19 protein-coding genes are annotated in these 17702 nt (G+C 69.6%); 10 read left to right on the top strand and 9 right to left on the bottom strand.

Annotated elements, in window-relative coordinates; translation table 11 throughout:
* Nucleotides 1-13: 13 nt before the first annotated feature.
* The 7 genes from IE302_RS40575 (at nt 14) to IE302_RS40605 (ending at nt 5261) form a co-directional block, all read left to right on the top strand.
* Nucleotides 14-1603, top strand: a complete 1590-nt coding sequence (locus tag IE302_RS40575; protein WP_191259778.1) for an amidohydrolase — start codon at nt 14-16, stop codon at nt 1601-1603.
* Nucleotides 1604-1608: 5 nt separating this feature from the next.
* Entirely contained in the window at nt 1609-2058 is a 450-nt protein-coding gene (locus tag IE302_RS40580) for a GNAT family N-acetyltransferase (RefSeq protein ID WP_007028633.1), read from the top strand.
* 35 nt (nt 2059-2093) lie between these two features.
* Nucleotides 2094-2777 carry a metal-dependent transcriptional regulator gene (locus IE302_RS40585; RefSeq protein WP_020631721.1) on the top strand — a complete coding sequence of 228 codons (684 nt, stop codon included), beginning with the start codon at nt 2094-2096 and terminating at the stop codon, nt 2775-2777.
* 191 nt (nt 2778-2968) lie between these two features.
* Nucleotides 2969-3355 carry a transcriptional regulator gene (locus IE302_RS40590; RefSeq protein ID WP_191259779.1) on the top strand — a complete coding sequence of 129 codons (387 nt, stop codon included), beginning with the start codon at nt 2969-2971 and terminating at the stop codon, nt 3353-3355.
* Nucleotides 3356-3365: 10 nt separating this feature from the next.
* On the top strand, nt 3366-4424 hold the full coding sequence (locus IE302_RS40595; RefSeq protein ID WP_191259780.1) for a zinc-dependent alcohol dehydrogenase family protein: 1059 nt from the start codon (nt 3366-3368) through the stop codon (nt 4422-4424).
* Nucleotides 4425-4509: 85 nt separating this feature from the next.
* Entirely contained in the window at nt 4510-4647 is a 138-nt protein-coding gene (locus IE302_RS40600) for a hypothetical protein (RefSeq protein ID WP_191259781.1), read from the top strand.
* A complete protein-coding gene (locus tag IE302_RS40605; RefSeq protein WP_191259782.1) occupies nt 4635-5261 on the top strand; it encodes an alpha-ketoglutarate-dependent dioxygenase AlkB family protein in 627 nt (208 codons plus the stop codon). The genes IE302_RS40600 and IE302_RS40605 overlap by 13 nt, the downstream gene beginning before the upstream one ends.
* On the opposite strand, the gene IE302_RS40610 is transcribed toward IE302_RS40605, so the two are convergent.
* A complete protein-coding gene (locus tag IE302_RS40610; protein ID WP_191259783.1) occupies nt 5258-5965 on the bottom strand; it encodes a tyrosine-protein phosphatase in 708 nt (235 codons plus the stop codon). The two genes, IE302_RS40605 and IE302_RS40610, sit on opposite strands and share 4 nt — an antisense overlap.
* A gap of 122 nt (nt 5966-6087) precedes the next feature.
* On the bottom strand, nt 6088-6909 hold the full coding sequence (locus tag IE302_RS40615; RefSeq protein ID WP_191259784.1) for a S1 family peptidase: 822 nt from the start codon (nt 6907-6909) through the stop codon (nt 6088-6090).
* A 252-nt stretch (nt 6910-7161) separates the two neighbouring features.
* Between IE302_RS40615 and IE302_RS40620 the strand changes: the two genes are divergently transcribed.
* Complete coding sequence (locus IE302_RS40620; protein WP_308436955.1) at nt 7162-8325, top strand: HNH endonuclease signature motif containing protein; 1164 nt, start codon at nt 7162-7164, stop codon at nt 8323-8325.
* Between the two features lie 37 nt (nt 8326-8362).
* Here the strand turns inward: IE302_RS40620 and IE302_RS40625 are convergent, their stop codons facing one another.
* From IE302_RS40625 to IE302_RS40645, 5 genes are read right to left on the bottom strand one after another with little or no spacing between them, the layout of a single operon-like run.
* On the bottom strand, nt 8363-9220 hold the full coding sequence (locus IE302_RS40625) for a 5-oxoprolinase subunit C family protein (RefSeq protein WP_191259785.1): 858 nt from the start codon (nt 9218-9220) through the stop codon (nt 8363-8365).
* Nucleotides 9217-9822, bottom strand: a complete 606-nt coding sequence (locus IE302_RS40630; RefSeq protein WP_191259786.1) for a 5-oxoprolinase subunit B family protein — start codon at nt 9820-9822, stop codon at nt 9217-9219. Before IE302_RS40630 ends, IE302_RS40625 begins: the two co-directional genes overlap by 4 nt.
* A complete protein-coding gene (locus IE302_RS40635; protein ID WP_191259822.1) occupies nt 9822-10580 on the bottom strand; it encodes a LamB/YcsF family protein in 759 nt (252 codons plus the stop codon). Before IE302_RS40635 ends, IE302_RS40630 begins: the two co-directional genes overlap by 1 nt.
* 14 nt (nt 10581-10594) lie before the next feature.
* The gene (locus IE302_RS40640; protein ID WP_191259787.1) at nt 10595-11389 is read right to left on the bottom strand and encodes a putative hydro-lyase; all 795 of its coding nucleotides are present in this window, start codon (nt 11387-11389) and stop codon (nt 10595-10597) included.
* Between the two features lie 26 nt (nt 11390-11415).
* The gene (locus tag IE302_RS40645) at nt 11416-12660 is read right to left on the bottom strand and encodes an MFS transporter (protein WP_191259788.1); all 1245 of its coding nucleotides are present in this window, start codon (nt 12658-12660) and stop codon (nt 11416-11418) included.
* A gap of 182 nt (nt 12661-12842) precedes the next feature.
* Here IE302_RS40645 and IE302_RS40650 point away from each other — a divergent pair, with 182 nt between their 5' ends.
* Nucleotides 12843-13490, top strand: a complete 648-nt coding sequence (locus IE302_RS40650; protein WP_191259823.1) for a GntR family transcriptional regulator — start codon at nt 12843-12845, stop codon at nt 13488-13490.
* 68 nt (nt 13491-13558) lie between these two features.
* Here the strand turns inward: IE302_RS40650 and IE302_RS40655 are convergent, their stop codons facing one another.
* A complete protein-coding gene (locus IE302_RS40655; protein ID WP_191259789.1) occupies nt 13559-14782 on the bottom strand; it encodes a glycoside hydrolase family 16 protein in 1224 nt (407 codons plus the stop codon).
* 109 nt (nt 14783-14891) lie between these two features.
* Nucleotides 14892-16169, bottom strand: coding sequence for an ROK family protein (locus tag IE302_RS40660; protein WP_191259790.1), 1278 nt, complete (start codon nt 16167-16169; stop codon nt 14892-14894).
* Nucleotides 16170-16267: 98 nt separating this feature from the next.
* On the opposite strand from IE302_RS40660, the gene IE302_RS40665 reads away from it, so the two are divergent.
* Nucleotides 16268-17656: a GH1 family beta-glucosidase gene (locus IE302_RS40665; RefSeq protein WP_191259791.1), complete on the top strand. Its 1389-nt coding sequence runs from the start codon at nt 16268-16270 to the stop codon at nt 17654-17656.
* Nucleotides 17657-17702: the final 46 nt, after the last annotated feature.

Raw genomic sequence — 17702 nt, forward strand, 5'->3', positions numbered from 1 at the left:
TAGGGTCGAATCCATGCGGGTCGACACGGTTTACGAGAACGCCCGGTTCCTCACCGGAACGGGGGAATCCGTAGCGCTGGCGGCGCTGAACGGACGAATCGTGGCGCTGGGACACGATGCGGCGGCGCTTTCCGCAAGGAAGCGAGTGGACCTCGGCGGCTCTGTGGTGGTGCCCGGATTCCATGACGCGCACAACCACATGGCCTGGTTCGGCATGGCGCTCGACGACGTCGCGCTGTCGGATTGCCGTAGCGTCGAAGAGGTGTACGACGCCGTCGCCCGGCGTGCGGCGGAGACCCCGCCGGGCGGCTGGATCATCGGCAGCGGCTACGACCAGAACAAGCTCGTGGGCGGCCATCCGACCAGGCAGGGGCTGGATCGCGCGGCGCCGGGACATCTCGTGCGGCTCAAGCACACGTCCGGGCACATGACCGTGGTCAACTCCGCGGTCCTGGAGCGGCTGGACCTGGGGAACGTGCCGGTGGGCGGTGACGTCGTCCGCGACGGCGACGGCTCGCCGACCGGCCTGCTGCGGGAGCAGGCCCAGCTCATGCTGCGGCCGCTGACCTACCCGACGCCGGTCGAGCGGGTCGTCCGGGGACTGGACAGGGCGAGTGAGCGCTACCTGGCCGAGGGCATCACGAGTGTCCAGGAGGCCGGGATCGGCGGGGGTCTCGTGGGGGAGACACCCGCCGAACTGGCCGCCTACCAGGTCGCGCGCGATCGCGGAGTGCTGCGGGTGCGGAGCACGGTGATGGTCGCGGCGAGCGTGCTCCACGACCTCGACGCCGGTGCGGGCTTCGGGCTTGACTTGGGGATGCGCACCGGGTTCGGCGACGAATGGCTGCGGATCGGCGCGATGAAGCTGTTCGCCGACGGTTCGCTGATCGGCCGGACCTGCGCGATGCACGAGCCCTTCGCGGGCGAACCGGACAACGTCGGCTACTTCCAGGTGCCCGAGGACGAGATCGCCAGGACGATCGCCGCCGCGCACAAGGCCGGCTGGCAGATCGCGACGCACGCCATCGGCGACCGCGCGATCACCGTCGTCCTCGACGCCTACGAAGCCGCGTTGAAGGCAGACCCGCGGCCCGATCACCGGCACCGCATCGAGCACTGCGCGGTGCTGCGGCCCGAGGAGCTGGAGCGGCTGGCGTCGCTGGGGCTGATCGCGTCGCCGCAGGGCCGGTTCGTCAACGAGATCGGCGACGGGATGCGCGCCGCGCTCGGCCCCGAGCGCGAACCGTGGTGCTACCGGCTCAAGAGCCTGCTCGACGCGGGATGCGTGCTCCCCGCCAGCTCCGACCGCCCGGTCGTCGAGGGCGCGCCGCTGCTCGCGCTGGCCGACATGGTGCGGCGGAAGACCGCGTCCGGTGTGGTGCTGGGGCCCGACGAGCGGCTCACCCCCGCCGAAGCCTTGCGCGCGTACACCTACGGCTCCGCGTACGCCGCTTTCGCCGAGAAGGACCTGGGGACGCTGGAGGTCGGCAAGCTCGCGGACTTCGCCGTCCTCTCGGCCGACCCGACCGACGAGTCCACTTTGGATTCGATCCACGTCGTCGCCACCGCCGTCGGCGGCGACCTCGTCTACGAACGGAGCTGAGACTGATGCCGGTACGGGACGCCGTCGCGGACGACATCGAGGAGATCTGCGCGCTCATCGAGGAGCACGCGGTCTACGAGGACAAACACGATCTGAAGCTGGACCGCCAGGAGATGGCCGGATTCCTCTTCGGACCCGATCCGAAGGCGTGGGTGCTGCTCGCCACCCCGCCGGGCGAACCGGGCAAGGTCGCGGGCTTCGCCTTCTGCAGCTGGAACTTCTCCACCTGGGAGGCCAGGCCGGGGATCTGGCTCGACGACCTCTTCGTGCGCCCGGAACACCGCCGGTTCGGCCTCGGCCGGGAGCTGCTCGACGAGCTGAGCGCGCGGACCCCCGGGCGGGTCGAATGGGACATGCAGGAGGGCAACGAGAAGGGTGAGGCGTTCTACGCCCAGCTCGGCGCCGACCCCGTCCCCGGCTGGATCCGGTACCGCTGGCGACCGCACGCTGGGTGAGTCACGGCCAAGCGGCAAGCCGTAAACTCGCACCCATGGGTGAAGGGGCGAACCGCAGGTCGTCGTCGGTGGAGGACTACGTCCGGGTGATCTACGGGCTGGTGGAGCGCGGTGAGGCCGTCACCAACACGTCGCTGGCCGGACGGCTGGAGGTCAGCCCGTCCTCGGCGTCCGGCATGGTCACCAAGCTGTCCCAGCTGGGGCTGGTCGCGCACGTCCCGTACCGCGGGATCGAGCTGACCACCGAAGGCAGGCAGCTCGCCCGTTCGGTGCTCCGCCGCCACCGGCTGATCGAGACGTACCTGGTGTCCGAACTCGGCTACACCTGGGACGAGGTGCACGCCGAGGCCGACGCGCTCGAACACGCGGTGTCGGACAGGCTCGTCGAGCGGATCGCGGCGAAACTCGGCAACCCGGTCCGCGACCCGCACGGCGACCCGATCCCCGCCCCCGACGGCAGCGTCGAGGAGATGCCGATGCGCATCCTCGACGACCTCCCGCCCGGCGCGGTCGGCGAGATCGTCCGCGTCTGGGACACCGACCCGGAGCTCCTGCGCTACCTGACCGAGCATTCGATCGGGCTCGGCGAACGGATCGAGGTCGTCGAGCGCCAGCCGTTCGGCGGCCCGATGGTGGTCAAGGTCGGTTCGCCGCCGGACGCGGCGACGCACGCGATCGGTAAGGAGATCGCGCAGGCGCTGTCGGTCGCGCTGCGCTGACCGGCCGTGTCCACTGTGGACACATTTCGGGCGGCTCGCCCGGTGGGAATTTTCCCTACGTCTCTGCATAATTCGAATTCCGCGCAGGTCACCCACATGCCGTGCGGATGAGTGATCTAAGGCCCTTCCGATCATGTGTTCCCGCGCCTAGGCTGCGCTATTCCGGGTGGCTAAGCGAGCGTGCGAAGGCGATGACGATGACCGGTCAGCGGACACACACCATCGACCGGGGGGTGGCGGAAGGACGTGAACTCAGGCGGCTGCTGGAGACCGGGCCGTTCGCGGACGCCCTCAGAGCGGCGATCAGGGCAAGGGGTCTCGGTCTCGACCGGATCCGGTACCGGCTGAGAGGGCGGGGGTGCTCGGTCAGTCTCGCGACGCTGAGCCACTGGCAGTCCGGCCGCTGCCGTCCCGAACGACCGGAATCCCTGCTGGTGCTCAAGAATCTCGAAGAGATCCTCGGGGTGCCGCCGGAGTCCCTGTCCCGCCTTCTCGGGCCGCCACGCGGACGTGCGGCCCGGTGTACGGTGCCCGGCGAGGGCCTGGTGACGCAGCGGAGCCGGGACACGGGACCGTAGAGGAGAGCCGGTGCGGGCGGTCGTCTTCGAGGAGTTCGGGGTGCTGCCCGAGGTACGCGAGGTGCCGGATCCGTCCGCGCCGCCGGGCGGGGTGGTGATCGCCGTCGAGGCGACCGGGGTGTGCCGCAGCGACTGGCACTCCTGGCAGGGACACGACACGTCGGTGACGCTGCCGCACGTCGCCGGGCACGAACTCGCCGGCCGGATCGCGTCGCTCGGCGAGGGTGTCCGCGGCTGGTCGGTGGGTGACCGGGTGACGGTGCCGTTCGTCTGCGCGTGCGGCACCTGTGCCCAGTGCGCGGCCGGTGACCAGCAGATCTGCGACCGCGAGTTCCAGCCGGGCGCGACCCACTGGGGCTCGTTCGCCGAGTACGTCGCCCTGGAAAACGCCGAGGTCAACCTCGTGGCGCTGCCGGACTCGCTGTCTTCGGCCGAGGCGGCGGCGCTGGGCTGCCGGTTCGGGACGGCGTTCCGGGCGGTGCTGCGCCAAGGCGGGGTCCGGCCCGGGCAATGGGTCGCGGTCTACGGCTGCGGAGGCGTCGGTGTCTCGGCGATCCTGCTGGCCGTCGCGGCCGGTGCGTCGGTCGTCGCCGTGGACCCGTCTCCGCAGGCCAGGGCGCTGGCGACGCGGATGGGGGCGGCGTCGGCCGTCGATCCGTCCGCGTTCGAAGGCCACGAAGCCGTCGCTCTTCACGTTCGGGAGCTGACCGGCGGTGGCGCGCACGTCTCCCTCGACTGCCTCGGCTCGCCGACCACCTGCGCGGCTTCGGTCGGCAGCCTCCGGAAGCGGGGACGGCACGTCCAAGCCGGGCTGATGCCGCCCGCGCAGGGCATCGCGCCGATCCCGATGCACCGGGTGATCGGCGGGGAGCTGGAGATCGTCGGCATCCACGGACTGCAAGCGCACGAATACCCCGAGATGCTGCGGGTGGTGGAGACCGCCGGGATCGACCTGGAGGCCATGATCGGCAAACGGGTCGGCCTCGACGACGTCCCCGCGGTGCTGGCGGCGATGAACGACCCGGTGCCCGCCCAGGCCGGGGTGACGGTGGTCGAATTCGCGCGGTAACCGGGTGTACGCCTTACGGTCAACCCGCCGATCGGAGTAATCCGAAAGGTGGTTTCCCGTGGCAGGTTATGGCAGCTTTTCCGCCGTGACTGTCAGGCATGCCCCGCCTCGGCCGCGTTTCGTCCAGCGTGTGCTGAGCCGGTTCGCCGCGGCCGGTGTCATGGTGCGGGGCCACCGGCTCGTCGGCGCGCGCCCTGGCAAACTCGACCCGTGGACGCGCTGATCCCTCGCCCGCGTGCCGAAGTCGCCCCCGGTGCCGTGCACGTGCCCGACTGGCTCGATTTCGACGAGCAACGACGGCTGGTCGAAGCCTGTCGCGGCTGGCGTGGCTACCGGCGGACGCGCTTGCCGAACGGCGGCGTCATGTCGGTGCGGACGGTCTGTCTCGGCTGGCACTGGCACCCGTACCGGTACTCGAAGGTGACCGACGACGGCTCGCCGGTGCTCCCGTTTCCCGGCTGGCTGGGCGATCTCGGCCGGCGGGCCGTCGCCGATGCTCACGGGTCTTCGTCGTATGAGCCGGACATCGCGCTGGTGAACTTCTATGACTCCGCCGCGAAGATGGGGATGCACCAGGACAAGGACGAGGCCTCGCTGGAGCCCGTCGTGTCGCTGAGCCTGGGGGACGCGTGCGTTTTCCGGTTCGGGAACACGACGGACCGCGGGCGGCCGTACACGGACGTGGATCTGCGGTCGGGGGATCTGTTCGTGTTCGGCGGGGAGTCGCGGCTGGCTTTCCACGGGGTGCCGCGGGTGTCGCCGGGGACCGCTGATCCGGAGCTGGGGTTGGCAGGGCGGTTGAACATCACGCTGCGGGTCTCGGGACTTCCTTCTTAGGAGCGCGTGGTCAGTCGGGCGCGCAGGGCGGTGAGCTCGGCATCGGACAGGCCGTTGTCGAGAAGGTATCCCGGCATCGTCAACGACGTGATCGTCGAGGTCAGCGACGCTTCGATGGTGGTGTCGCGGGCCGCGACAAGGTCGGTCACCGCGGCCAGTTGATCACGGAAACCGAGCTCGTCGTGCCGCTGCTTCATCCGCTCGTAGGTCAGGAGATAGTCGGCGATGATCTCCTCCGGCGCCGCTCCGGCCAACGCGAGCAACACCAGGGCGAGCAGCCCGGTCCGGTCCTTGCCGCCGGCGCAGTGGAACACCACGCACCCCGGCGCGGCGTTGGCGATCGCCCGGACGGCGGTGATCACCCGCTCGGGGTGTTCGGCCAGCATCGCCGGGTAGTGCAGCGGTGAGGCCAAGTGATCGATCTTCTGCCAGCGTTCGTAGAACGGGGTGCCGACCGGATCCAGCGGGGCATGAACGGTCGTGATCCCTGCCGGTCTCGGCGCGTGGTCCGGCTCGCGCTCGTCGGGATCGCGCAGATCGACCACGGTGCGGACCCCATACGCCCAAGCCGCCGCCCACCCGGCCTCGCTCAACCGCGTCGGCGCCTCCATCCGGACCACCGCGTGCGGCCTGGTCCGTCCCAGCCCGCCGAGATCCCGGCCATTGACACACCCGTTCCAGGAGAGCTCTCTGTTGCTGATCACAGTCACGAAGACGCGTGGCGTCCGCTCTTGGTTGGCATCCGACCGGATCCAGCTCAGTCTGGACACCACGATCCCGCTCGAGTCGGCCACGGGTACGTGCCGACTCGAGCGGGGACGGGAGGTCAGTTGTGTTCGTGGATGGTGCGGTGGATCCAGCCGGCGTAGGCGGGCACGCTGGTGTAGAGGCCGGGACCGTTGGCGCAGGGCACGTCGTCGTCGCCGGGGCCGGAGGTGACGCCGATCAGCTCCCATCGGCCGCCCTTCCCGCGCTGGACCTGAGGCCCGCCGGAGTCGCCCATGCACGCCATCGCGTCACGTTTGCGGCTGATCGTGCACAGCCGGGTCCGGTCCGCGTAGCCGGGCGAGCATTCGGACACCGCTCCGCGGCGGGTGTCGAGTTCCTGGAGCCGTTCGGGGAACACCACCTTGGTCAGGTCGGCGGTGTCGACCGTGGTGCCGAAGCCCATCAAACGGGTCGGCGTGCCGGGCGGGCCGGGACGATCGGCGATCCGGATCGGCTGCTGGTAGACCGGGCGGTCCAGGCGCACCAACGCGATGTCGTTCTTGTTCGGCGCGCCCGGTTCGTAGCCCGGGTGGCGCACCCAGCGGTCGATCGTGCGGACCGAGCCGCCGGAGGTCCGCCCTTGGCTGCCGATGCGGACCGTCCCTTCCGGCCTGGCCGGGTTGCGTCCCGGGTCGACGCAATGCGCCGCGGTCACCACCCACTGCGGATGGACCAGCACCGCACCGCAGACACCCTTGGCGTTGTTCATCTCGGGCACGACCTCCGGGATCGAGGCCATGAACTCGTAGCGCTCGGTGGAATCCTTCCCGTTCACCACGGCGCCGGCGCTCCCGGGCACCGCGAGCGCGCAGGCGGAACCCACCAGCGCGACACCGGCGGCACGGATCAGGTTGCGGCGCAAGGAACCCACTCTCGACATACTTTTCCCTTGTTCGAGGACTTCGGATCGATCGGGTCCAGCCTCGTCGTCCACCGTGCTCGTGACCATCAGGCGAGCCCCCCGAACCGTGCTGGTGGCGGCCGGACGCCGACTGGTAGCGCTGGCACCACCAGCGGATCGAGGCAGGCGAGACACGGCCCGCGGCCACCGTCATACGAAAGGAATAGCAAGTTCACGTGTCACATAAACGTGCGATAGAACAAATGTTCGACCGCGAGTAGCGTTGTTTTCGTGGCCGGCAGCGACAGATCCCAGACGACGCGCATCGAGTGGTGGCGTGTCGACACGGCTGTGTTGCATGCCCGTAAGCAGGAATTGGAAGTCCTCAAGCGTCAGCTGGATGCGGAGCAGAACGCGATTCTCGCGGAGATCAATACGCGCGGGGTTCGGGGATGTAGCGGGCATTCGACGTTGGCGGCGATGATTTACGAGGACTTCCATGTGACGGAGAAGGAGGCCAAGGCTCGGGCGGATCGGGTGCTGGCGTTGTATCCCGGTCCGTCTGTCGGTGGTGATCCTGTTCCGCCTTTGGCGCCTCTGACTGCTGAGGCTTCGGCGGAGGGCGCGATCGGTGGGTCGCAGATCGACGCGATCATCCGCACTCTCGCCCGGATCCCGTCGTTCGTGCCGGAGGAGGAGGTGCGGGGCGGGGAGAAGATTCTCGTCGACCTCGCTCGTCATGCCGGGCCGCGGAGCATCGCCCGCGCCGGGCGACGGCTCCTGGACAAGCTCGATCCGGACGGGAAAGAGCCGCGCAACGAGGACCCGAAGGATGTCCGGCCGGAGTTGCGGTTCGTCAAGCACCGCGACGGCACGCTCGGCCTCAAAGCCACCCTGGACCTGGAAACCTACGCACGACTGAAATCCGACCTGGACCCGATGGCCAAACCCCACAAGGCCATCGACGGAGTCCGCGACCCCCGCACCCAAGCCGAACGCTACGGCGACGCCTTCACCGACTACGTCCGGCTCAAGACCACCAGCCGAAATCTCCCCGGCCAAGCGGGGGAAGCCACCCACATCCTCGCCTGCGACGCCCGCGTGCGACCCGGTGTTCTCGGCACCGCGGGCGAACCCCTCGACATCGGCCGCTCAAAACGAACAGTGTCGTTAGCTCAGAAGTACGCACTCACGATCCGCGACGGAGGCTGCGCGTTCCCGGGGTGCGACATGCCCGTTCCACGCTGTACCGCCCACCACATTGTTTTCTGGCGACACCACGGAGAAACGAAAATCGACAACCTCGTACTCCTCTGCACCAAACACCACCGGCTGATCCACCACAGCGAATGGAAAGTCCAGATCGCCCAAGACGGACTCCCCGAATTCACCGCCCCCGCGTACCTCGACCCGACAGGAGAGCCCCGCCGCAACACGATGCACCTCAGGGCATAGGCCGACCGTCCCCGCAAGTAGTCGCCTGCTTGCGCTCTCAACCGAGCCGGAACCGCACCCGTTGTCCTGGCCGCACTTGAGCGGCCAGATCCAGATCCGCTTCCTCCACGACCGCGATCACCGGATAGCCCCCGGTCACCGGATGGTCGGAGAGGAACAGGATCGGCTGACCCGAAGGAGGAATCTGCAATGCGCCGGGCACGGCGGCCTCGGGTGGTAACTCGCCCTCCCGGGCCCGCGACAGGACAGGGCCATCGAGTCGCACGCCCACCCGATCGACGTCGGCGGTGGCGACGTAACCGGAAGAGACCAAAGTGGACAGTGCGCCGGGGACGAACCACGGGACCCGAGGTCCCGGGGTGACCCGCAGAACCGGGACATCGGCAAGCGGGGCACGAGGAGCGAGATCCACCCCGGGGTGGGCCAGCACCCGCTGCCCCACCGGCAAGGTCATCCCGGCTGAAAGCACGGGCGGGCCGAGCTTGCCGAGGGTGTCCGTCGCCCGCGCGCCCAGTACCGGAGGGACGTCGATGCCGCCACGCACCGCGACATAGCACCGCAAACCCCGGGAGGCCGTGCCGAGAACGAGTTCGTCGCCGGGGCCCACCGGGATCGGCGAGCCGGGGCCGGCGGCCCGCGCGCCGACGGTGATCGAGCAGGGCGCGCCGGTGACGGCGACGGTCGCCGGGGCCGAGAACCGCAGGACGAGGCCGCCCAGCACGCACTCCAGCGCGGCGTTGCCCTCGGGGTTCCCGACCAGACGGTTCGCCAGCCGCAGCGAACTGCGGTCGGCGGCGCCGGACCGGCCGACGCCGATCGCGGCCAGGCCGGGCCGCCCGAGATCCTGCACGGTGGCGAAGATCCCGGGACGGACCACTTCGATCTTCGCGGTCATGAAGTGAACCGGATCCGCGTACCCGGTGCCAGCAGGTTCGGCGGGTCCCGTTCGACGTCCCACACCGGCAGCGTGGTCCGCCCGATCAGCTGCCAGCCGCCGGGCGAGGCGTTCGGGTACACCGCCGTGTACTCGCCCGCGATCGCGACCGAACCGGCGGGCACCCGGGTGCGAGGGCTCGTCCGGCGCGGCAGGTGCAGCGCGGGGTCGAGGCCGGTCAGGTAGGCGAAACCCGGGGCGAAACCGCAGAACGCCGAGACGTAGGTCCCGTCCTCGTGCCGCCGGACGACCGCTTCCGCCGACATGCCGGTGGCGGCCGCGACGTCGGCCAGATCCGGGCCGTCGTAGCGCACCGGCACGACGATCTCGGCGGCTTCGCGCGGGGCGATGTCCACTGTGGACCGATCGAGGACGTCGCAGGCGAGCCGGTCGTGGTGGGTCCGGCCCGGGTCGAACCGGATGAGCAGGGTCCGCGCGGCCGGGACGAGCTCGACGACACCGTCCGGCGGGTCCTGCTCCAGGGAGGCGTGCAGCCCGAGCACCTCCGACGGATCGTCGAAGTCGACCATGGCCGCACGCGCCCCGTAGGGCAGCACCCGCATCACGCGGCCTCGACGAAAGGTCCGATGCGGACACCGGACGCGCCGAGCCCCGCGCGGATCCGCTGCGCCAGTTCGACGGCGCCGGGCGTGTCACCGTGTACGCAGAGCGAATGCGGCTGAAGGGCCAATTCCGTTCCATCGACGGCGACGACCTTGCCGGTGGCCGCCATCGCGACCGCCCGTTCGGCCACCTCGTCGGCGTCGTGGAGGACGGCGCCCGGCAGTTTCCGGGAGACGAGCAGACCTTCGGGCGTGTACGCGCGGTCTGCGAAGGCTTCGGCGTACGCGGGGAACCCGGCTTTTCCGGCCTGCTTGGCCATTTCCGACCCCGGCGGGCACAGCAGCGCGAGTCCGGGATGGAACCGCCGGATCCCCTCGACCACCGCGGCCGCCTGCTCCGGATCCACCGCGGCCGTGTTGTACAACGCGCCGTGCGGCTTGACGTACCGCACCCGCGTCCCCGCCGCGCGGGCGAACGCGTCGAGCGCGCCGATCTGGTAGAGCACGTCGTCGGCCAGGTCGGCGGGGGCGACGTCCATCGCCCGCCGCCCGAACCCGGCCAGATCGCGGTAGGCGACGTGGGCGCCGATGACGACACCCCGCTCCGCCGCGCGTTCGCAGACGCGCCGCATCACCGACGGGTCGCCGGCGTGGAAGCCGCAAGCGACGTTCGCGCTGGTGACGATGTCGAGCATGGCGTCGTCGTCGCCCATCTTCCAGGCGCCGAAACCCTCGCCGAGATCGCTGTTGAGATCCATGCTGCCGAGATCCATCAGGCCACCCTGAACTCACTGTCGAGTTTGTCGGTCACGAACATGTAGCCCGGCGCGTGCGTGATCGCGAACGGCGGCCGCGAGGCCATCAGCGCCGCCTGCGGGGTCACGCCGCACGCCCAGAACACCGGCACGTCACCTGGTTTCGCGTCGACCGGGTCCCCGAAATCGGGCTCGCCGAGATCAGTGATGCCGAGCGCCGCGGGGTCGCCGATGTGCACGGGCGCCCCGTGCACGGCCGGCATTCCCCGGGTGACGCGCACGGCGTCGTCGATGCGGCATTCGGGGATCTGCCGCATCGAGACCACCATCGGCCCGTGCAGCCGCCCGGCCGGGACGCATTCGCGGTTCGTCTTGTACATCGCCACGTTGCGGCCCTGGTCGACGTGCCGCAACGGAATGCCTTCCGCGGCCAGCGCGGCTTCGAAGGTGAAGCTGCAGCCGATCGAGAACGCGACCATGTCGCTGCGCCACAGCCCGCTCGCGTCCGGGATCTCGCCGGACAGCACGCCGTTCTGCCAGACGCGGTAGCGCGGCAGGTCGGTGCGCAGGTCCGCGCCGGGCGCCAGCCGCGTCGACGGATCGCCGGGATCGCTGACGTCGAGCACCGGGCAGGGCTGCGGGTTCCGCTGGCAGAACAGCAGGACGTCGTAGGCCCAGTCCTCGGGGACGGCGATCAGGTTGGTCTGGGTGAACCCGTTCGCCCAGCCGGTGGTCGGGCGGGCCGTGCCCGCGCGGAACAGGACGCGGGCCTCGCCGGGGGACAACGTCGCCGGTTCGTCGAAAGTGGTCATCGCGGTGCCTCCTCCTCCGATTGTCGTCACAGAAGTTCGCGGCCGCGAGTCTCGGGAAGGCCGAGCAGCGCCAGCACGGCGATGCCGTAGCCGACCGCGCCGAACACCATCGCGCCGCCCGCGCCGAGGAAGCCGACCACGGCGGGGAAGGTCGCGCCGATGGCCCGGCCGAGGTTGTAGGTGAAGCCCTGCCCGGTCCCGCGCAGCGCCGACGGGTACAGCTCCGCGAGGAACGCGCCGAACCCGCTGAAGATCGCGGACATCGAGAACCCGAGCGGGAAGCCGAGGAACAGCACGAGCGTGTTCGCGCCCGCCGGGATCTGCGTGTAGGCGACGATGAGGCACGCCGAGAGCACCGAGAACAGCAGGAAGGTCTTCTTGCGGCCCAAGAGATCCGTGAGATAGCCGCCGGTGATGTAGCCGATGAAGGCGCCGGAGATCAGGAACGCGAGATAGCCGCCGGTCCCGATGACGGTGAGGCCGCGGGTGGTCTTGAGGTAGCTCGGCAGCCAGGTCGCGAGCGTGTAGTAGCCGCCCTGGACGCCGGTCGCGAGCAGCGCGGCGAAGAACGTCGTGCGCAGCAGGTCCGGCTTGAAGATGCCCGCCAGCGAACCGCGTTCCTTCTTGGTGGCGCGAGCCGCTTCCGCGACGGGCGCGTCCTGGACGTTGCGGCGGACCCACAGCACCAGCAGCGCGGGGATGACGCCGGTCCAGAACATGACGCGCCACGCGATGTCCGGGCTCCAGATGCTGAAGACCACCGTGTAGACGACGACCGACAGCGCCCAGCCGACCGCCCACGCGCTTTGCACGAAGGCGACGGTCCGGCCGCGGTAGCGGGCCTGCGAGTACTCCGCCACCAGCGCGGCGCCGGCGGCCCACTCGCCACCGAAACCGAGACCCTGCAGGGCGCGGAAGATCAGGAGCGTCTCGAAGTTCGGCGCGAACCCGCAGAGCACGGTGAAGACCGTGTACATCGCGATGGTGATCTGGAGGGTGCGCACGCGGCCGATGCGGTCGGCGAGGACGCCCGCGCCGATGCCGCCGATCGCGGAGACGACCAGCGTCGTCGTGCCGAGCAGGCCCGCCTCGCCGCCGGAAAGGCCGTAGTAGGCGGTGATCGCGGCCAGGCCCAGCGGCAGGGTCTGGTAGTCGAACGAGTCGAGCCCGTACCCGCCGAACGCGCCGACGAAGGCCCGGCGGCCTCGCGAACCGAGCGTGCGGAACCAGGCGAAGGGGCGTGTGTCTTCGGTAGTGGCTGTCGCGTTCATCGGCACCTCCAGAGGGTGAATCTCATCGTGGCACGGGTCACATGAGTAGCCACTGTAGGTATTGTTCAACAATTCCACAAGATGATCCTTGGCTTGGCCTCTTGTGCGTAGGTAGGATCGGTCACGTGACGATCGCGGAGGGTGGTCCTGGATCGGTGCGAGGACTCGAAGCGGACCGGGACATGATCAGCCGCACCAGCACCGCCGAGCGGGTCGCGGGTGTCCTCCGCACGCGCATCGCGGAAGGCTTCTTCCTGCCCGGCGTGCGGCTGTCGGAACACGACATCGGCTCGGCGCTGGGCGTCTCCCGGAACACGCTGCGCGAGGCGTTCCGGCTGCTCACGCACGAACGGCTGCTGACCCACGAGCTCAACCGCGGCGTCTTCGTGCGGATGCTGTCGGTCGAGGACGTCGTCGACCTCTACAAGGTGCGCAAGGTCGTCGAGTGCTCGGCGGTGCGGGCGGTGACGGAGAAGCCGCCGGCCTTCGCGAAGCTTGCGCGGATGGTCGAGGACGGCAGGCTCGCCGAGCGGAGTGAACGCTGGCAGGACCTCGGCACCGCGAACATCCGGTTCCACTCGGTCATCGCGGAACTCAGCGGCAGCGAGCGGATCGACGAGCTGATGCGCGGCATACTCGCCGAGTTGCGGCTGGTCTTCCACATGATGGCCGACCCGCGGCGCTTCCACGAGCCGTACCTCAAGCGCAACGCGGAGATTCTCGAACGCCTCGAAGCCGGCGACGGCATGGGTGCCGAAAAGCTCCTCGCGCAGTACCTCGACGACGCCGAAACCCAGCTCGTCGAGGCCTACGCCGAACGCGCCCAATGACGCGTTTCGTCCTCTGGATGCTGTAGTCGGCGATACGAACTACCGCATTCAGAGGACGAAACGCGAAGTCACGGCGTCGTCCACTTCTGGTTCGCGCCGCCGCCGCAGGTCCAGATCTGCAGCCTGGTCCCGTTCGCCGAGCTGTTCCCGGTGGCGTCGAGGCATTTGTTCGACTGCGGGTTCACGATGTCGCGCGCCCCGCTGATCGCCCACTTCTGCGCGCCGGATCCGTTGCAGCCCCACAGTTGCACGGCCGTGCCGTCCGCGGTGCCGCCGCTCGCGACGTCCAGGCACTTGCCGAGCGCGCGGATCGTGCCGTCGCTGCCGATGGTCCAGTTCTGTGCGGCGTTGCCGTTGCAGTCGGTGATCTGGATGGGGGTGCCGTCGGAACTGTTCGCGGCGGCGACGTCGACGCATTTGCCGCCGATGCCGGTGATCCGCCCGGTGTTCCCGGCGGTGTCGCTGGAGTTGACGTGCACGTAGTCGACGACGAGACGCTGCGGGAAGACGGTGCTGGAGTTCGGGTCACCCGGCCAGTAGCCGCCGACGGCGAGGTTCAGGATCAGGTAGAAGGGGTGGTCGAACACCCAGCGGTTGCCGTTGAGGTCCGCGGGGGTGCGGGTCTGGTAGAGGTTCCCGTCCACGTACCACTTGATCTGGTTCGGCGCCCAGTCGACGGCGTAGGTGTGGAAGTCGTCGGAGAAGTTCGGGCCGTTGTAGCCCGCGCCGATACCGCCCGCGCCGGAGTAGCCGGGGCCGTGGATGGTGCCGTGCACCGTGTTCGGCTCGAAGCCGACGTTCTCCATGATGTCGATCTCGCCGCTGTTGGGCCAGCCGACGTTGCCGATGTCGGCGCCGAGCATCCAGAACGCGGGCCACATCCCCTGTCCGCGCGGCAGTTTCATCCGCGCTTCGAACCGGCCGTAGGTCTGGGTGAACTGGCCCTGCGTGGACAGCCGGGCCGAGGTGTACTCGCAGCGCCCGTACCAGCAGTTGTAGTTGCCGGGATTCTCCTTCTTCGCGGTGATGACCAGGTTGCCCTGGCCGTCGAGCGCCGCGTTGTTGGTCCCGGACGTGTACCACTGCCGCTCGTGGTTGTTCACGTTGTCACCGGTCTCGAAATGCCACTTCGAGCCGTCGATCCCGGCGCCCGCCGGGCCGTTGAAGTCGTCGGTGAAGGTCGCGGCCATGACGGCGGCCTCGGCCGGGGCCGGTGCGGTGGCGGGGAGTGAGCCGAGGAGAACGCCGGCGGCGAGGAGTGCCGCCCAGCGAAAACGGGAGGAGATGGACATCGTTGTCGCCTCTCTTCGCAGGCAGAAACTACTTTGTTGTGCCTGGCAACAAAGTATGCATGGTCTCTACCACTGCGACAAGACGTATTTTTCGACCTCGAATTAAGGCTCAGGCGGCCGTCCCGCGTTTGGACCCGGCCGTCCGCGGGTCCGCGCCCTGGTCCAGCAGGGCGGCGACCGGGAGGGTGGCGGCTCCTATGGCGACGGCGTCCGGGCCGAGCTGCCCGAGTTCGATCTCGGTCTGGTCGAACACGTGCGCCAGCGCGTGCTCGCCCGCCACCCGCCGGATCTCGGGCAGGTACTCCTCGCCGAGCGCGAGCCCGGCCCAGCCGCCCAGCACGATCCGCTCCGGGTTGAACAGGTTGATCAGGTTGCCGATCCCGGCGCCGAGGTAGCCCGCCGTCTCCTCCAGCACCTTGGCCGCCGCCTTGACCTTGCCCGCCGACTCCAGCAGTGCGGCGAACTGCGTCTGCTCGTCCTCGTCCTGGTTGGCCTTCCCACCGCGTGCCTTGCGATAGCGGGCGAGGACGCCCTCCGCGCCGACGTAGGACTCGAGGCAGCCGCGCGATCCGCAGCGGCATTCCTGCCCGCCGTAGACGATCGTCGTGTGGCCCCATTCGCCCGCGCTGCTGGTGGAGCCGCGGTAGGTGGTGCCGTCGGTGACGACCGCCGCGCCGACGCCGGACCCGATCAGGACGATCACCGCGTGTCGCGCGCCGCGACCGGCGCCGAACCACATTTCCCCCTGGCCCTGGGTTTTCGCGCCGTTGTCGACGAACAACGGCAGTCCGACACCCTCCGCGCGCAGGAGATCGGTCAGCGGGACCTCTTTCCAGCCGATGGTGGGCGCGTGCACGCGGACGGCCTCACCCTGTTCGACGGTGCCCTGTTTGACCGAGCCCTGTTCGACGGTGCCGGGAACGCCGACGCCGACGCCGAGCACGGTCGCCTCGTCGATCCCCGATTCCGTGATCACTTCCCGGAGCCCGGACGCCACCTGGGTGACGGCGGCGGCCGCGTCCGGCCGCGGCGAGGCGAGGGGGTGTTCGACGGTGGCGAGCCGGTTCATGGCGAGGTCGAACAGTTCGACCTTCACCCCGGTCTCGCCGATGTCGACGCCGGCGACGTGGCCGTACGCCGGGTCGACGCGGAGCAGGACACGTGGCCTGCCACCGTCGGACTCGACCAGCCCGGCTTCGGTGATGAGGCGTTCTTCGCCGAGTTCCGCGGTCACATTGCTGACGGTCGCGGCGCTCAAACCGGTCAGACCGCTCAATTCGTGGCGGCTGAGCGGGCCGTCGAAGTAGAGTTTCGACAGCAGGAGGGAACGGTTGTGCCGCCGCAGGTCACGGACGGTGGTGCGCTTGGCAGGCATGCGGATACCCATCTTATGGCGGCGGACCTTTCCAGGATGCCCCACGACCTTAGCCTCCGCCATGTATTAACTGGTGAAATAAGGCGGCGAGCCGGGGAGGAAGGGGGGTCATGAGCGGGGAAGACGACCTCATCGGCACCCTGCCGTCCGGCTTCCGGTGGGGGGTCGGCAGCTCGGCCTACCAGATCGAAGGCGCGGTCGCCGAAGACGGACGAACACCGTCCATTTGGGACACCTACGCCCAGTCCCCGTGGTCGATCGACAACGGCGACAGCGGAGAGATCGCCTGCGACCACTACCATCGGATGCCCGCCGACGTCGCGCTGATCAAGGAACTCGGGGTCGACACCTACCGCTTCTCCGTTTCCTGGCCCCGGGTGCAGCCGCGCGGGCGCGGCGGCGTCAACTCCGCCGGGATCGCCTTCTACGACAGGCTGGTCGACGAGCTGCTCAACAACGGCATCGATCCGTGGCTGACGCTGTACCACTGGGATCTGCCGCAGCACCTCGAAGACGCCGGTGGCTGGCCCGCGCGCGACACCGCCGTCCGGTTCGCCGATTACGCGATGCTCGTTTTCGAGCGGCTGAGCGACCGTGTCCGGTACTGGACCACGCTGAGCGAGCCGTGGTGCACGGCCATGCACGGCTACGTCCACGGGGTGATGGCGCCCGGCCGCCGGGACCCGGAGGCCGGGATGGCGGCGGCGCATCACCTGCTGCTCGGGCACGGCCTCGCCGTGCGGCGGATGCGGGAACTCGCCCCGTCCGAGACGATGTTCGGCATCACGCTCAACCTGAGCACCGCCGACCCGGCCACCCCCAGCGAGGCCGACCGCGAGGCCGCCCGGTTCGAAGACGGGCTCGGCACGCGGTTCTACCTCGACGCGCTCGTGCACGGCCGCTACCCGGAGGACGTCCTCGAAGCCCTCGCGCGGCAGGGCATCCGCCTGCCGTCCGAACCGTGGGACCCGTCGATCATCGCCGCGCCGCTCGACTTCGTCGGCGTCGACTACTACTTCGGCACGCGGTACTCCGGGGTGGAGGAGAACGGGAACGCGGTGGAGCACTTCGGGATGCCCGCGTTCCGCAAGGTCCCGTTCGGGGCGCCGTCGACGGTGCTGGGCTGGGAGATCCTGCCGCACAAGCTCACCGAACTGCTCGTCCGGATCGGCCGGGATTATCCCGGTTTGCCGCTTTACGTCACCGAAAACGGTGCCGCGTTCGCCGACGTGCCCGACGAGACCGGCTTCGTCCGCGACGACGACCGCGCGGCGTACCTGTCCGCGCACATCGCCGCCACGGCCGCCGCGCGGCAAGCGGGCGCCGACGTCCGCGGCTACTTCGCTTGGTCCTTTTTGGACAGTTTCGAATGGGCTTACGGTTACGCCAAACGGCTCGGCCTGGTGCGGGTCGATCGCGAGACCCAGGCGCGGACGATCAAGCAGAGCGGGCTGGTCTACCGCGACATCGTCGAACGGGTGCGCGGCGGACGGCGGTAAGGCCCTCCCCACCGCGTTTCCGGCGGTTCACTCCCTTCAGCGGCTC

The sequence above is a fragment of the Amycolatopsis oliviviridis genome (assembly GCF_014654365.1).
GTDB classification, from domain to species: domain Bacteria; phylum Actinomycetota; class Actinomycetes; order Mycobacteriales; family Pseudonocardiaceae; genus Amycolatopsis; species Amycolatopsis oliviviridis.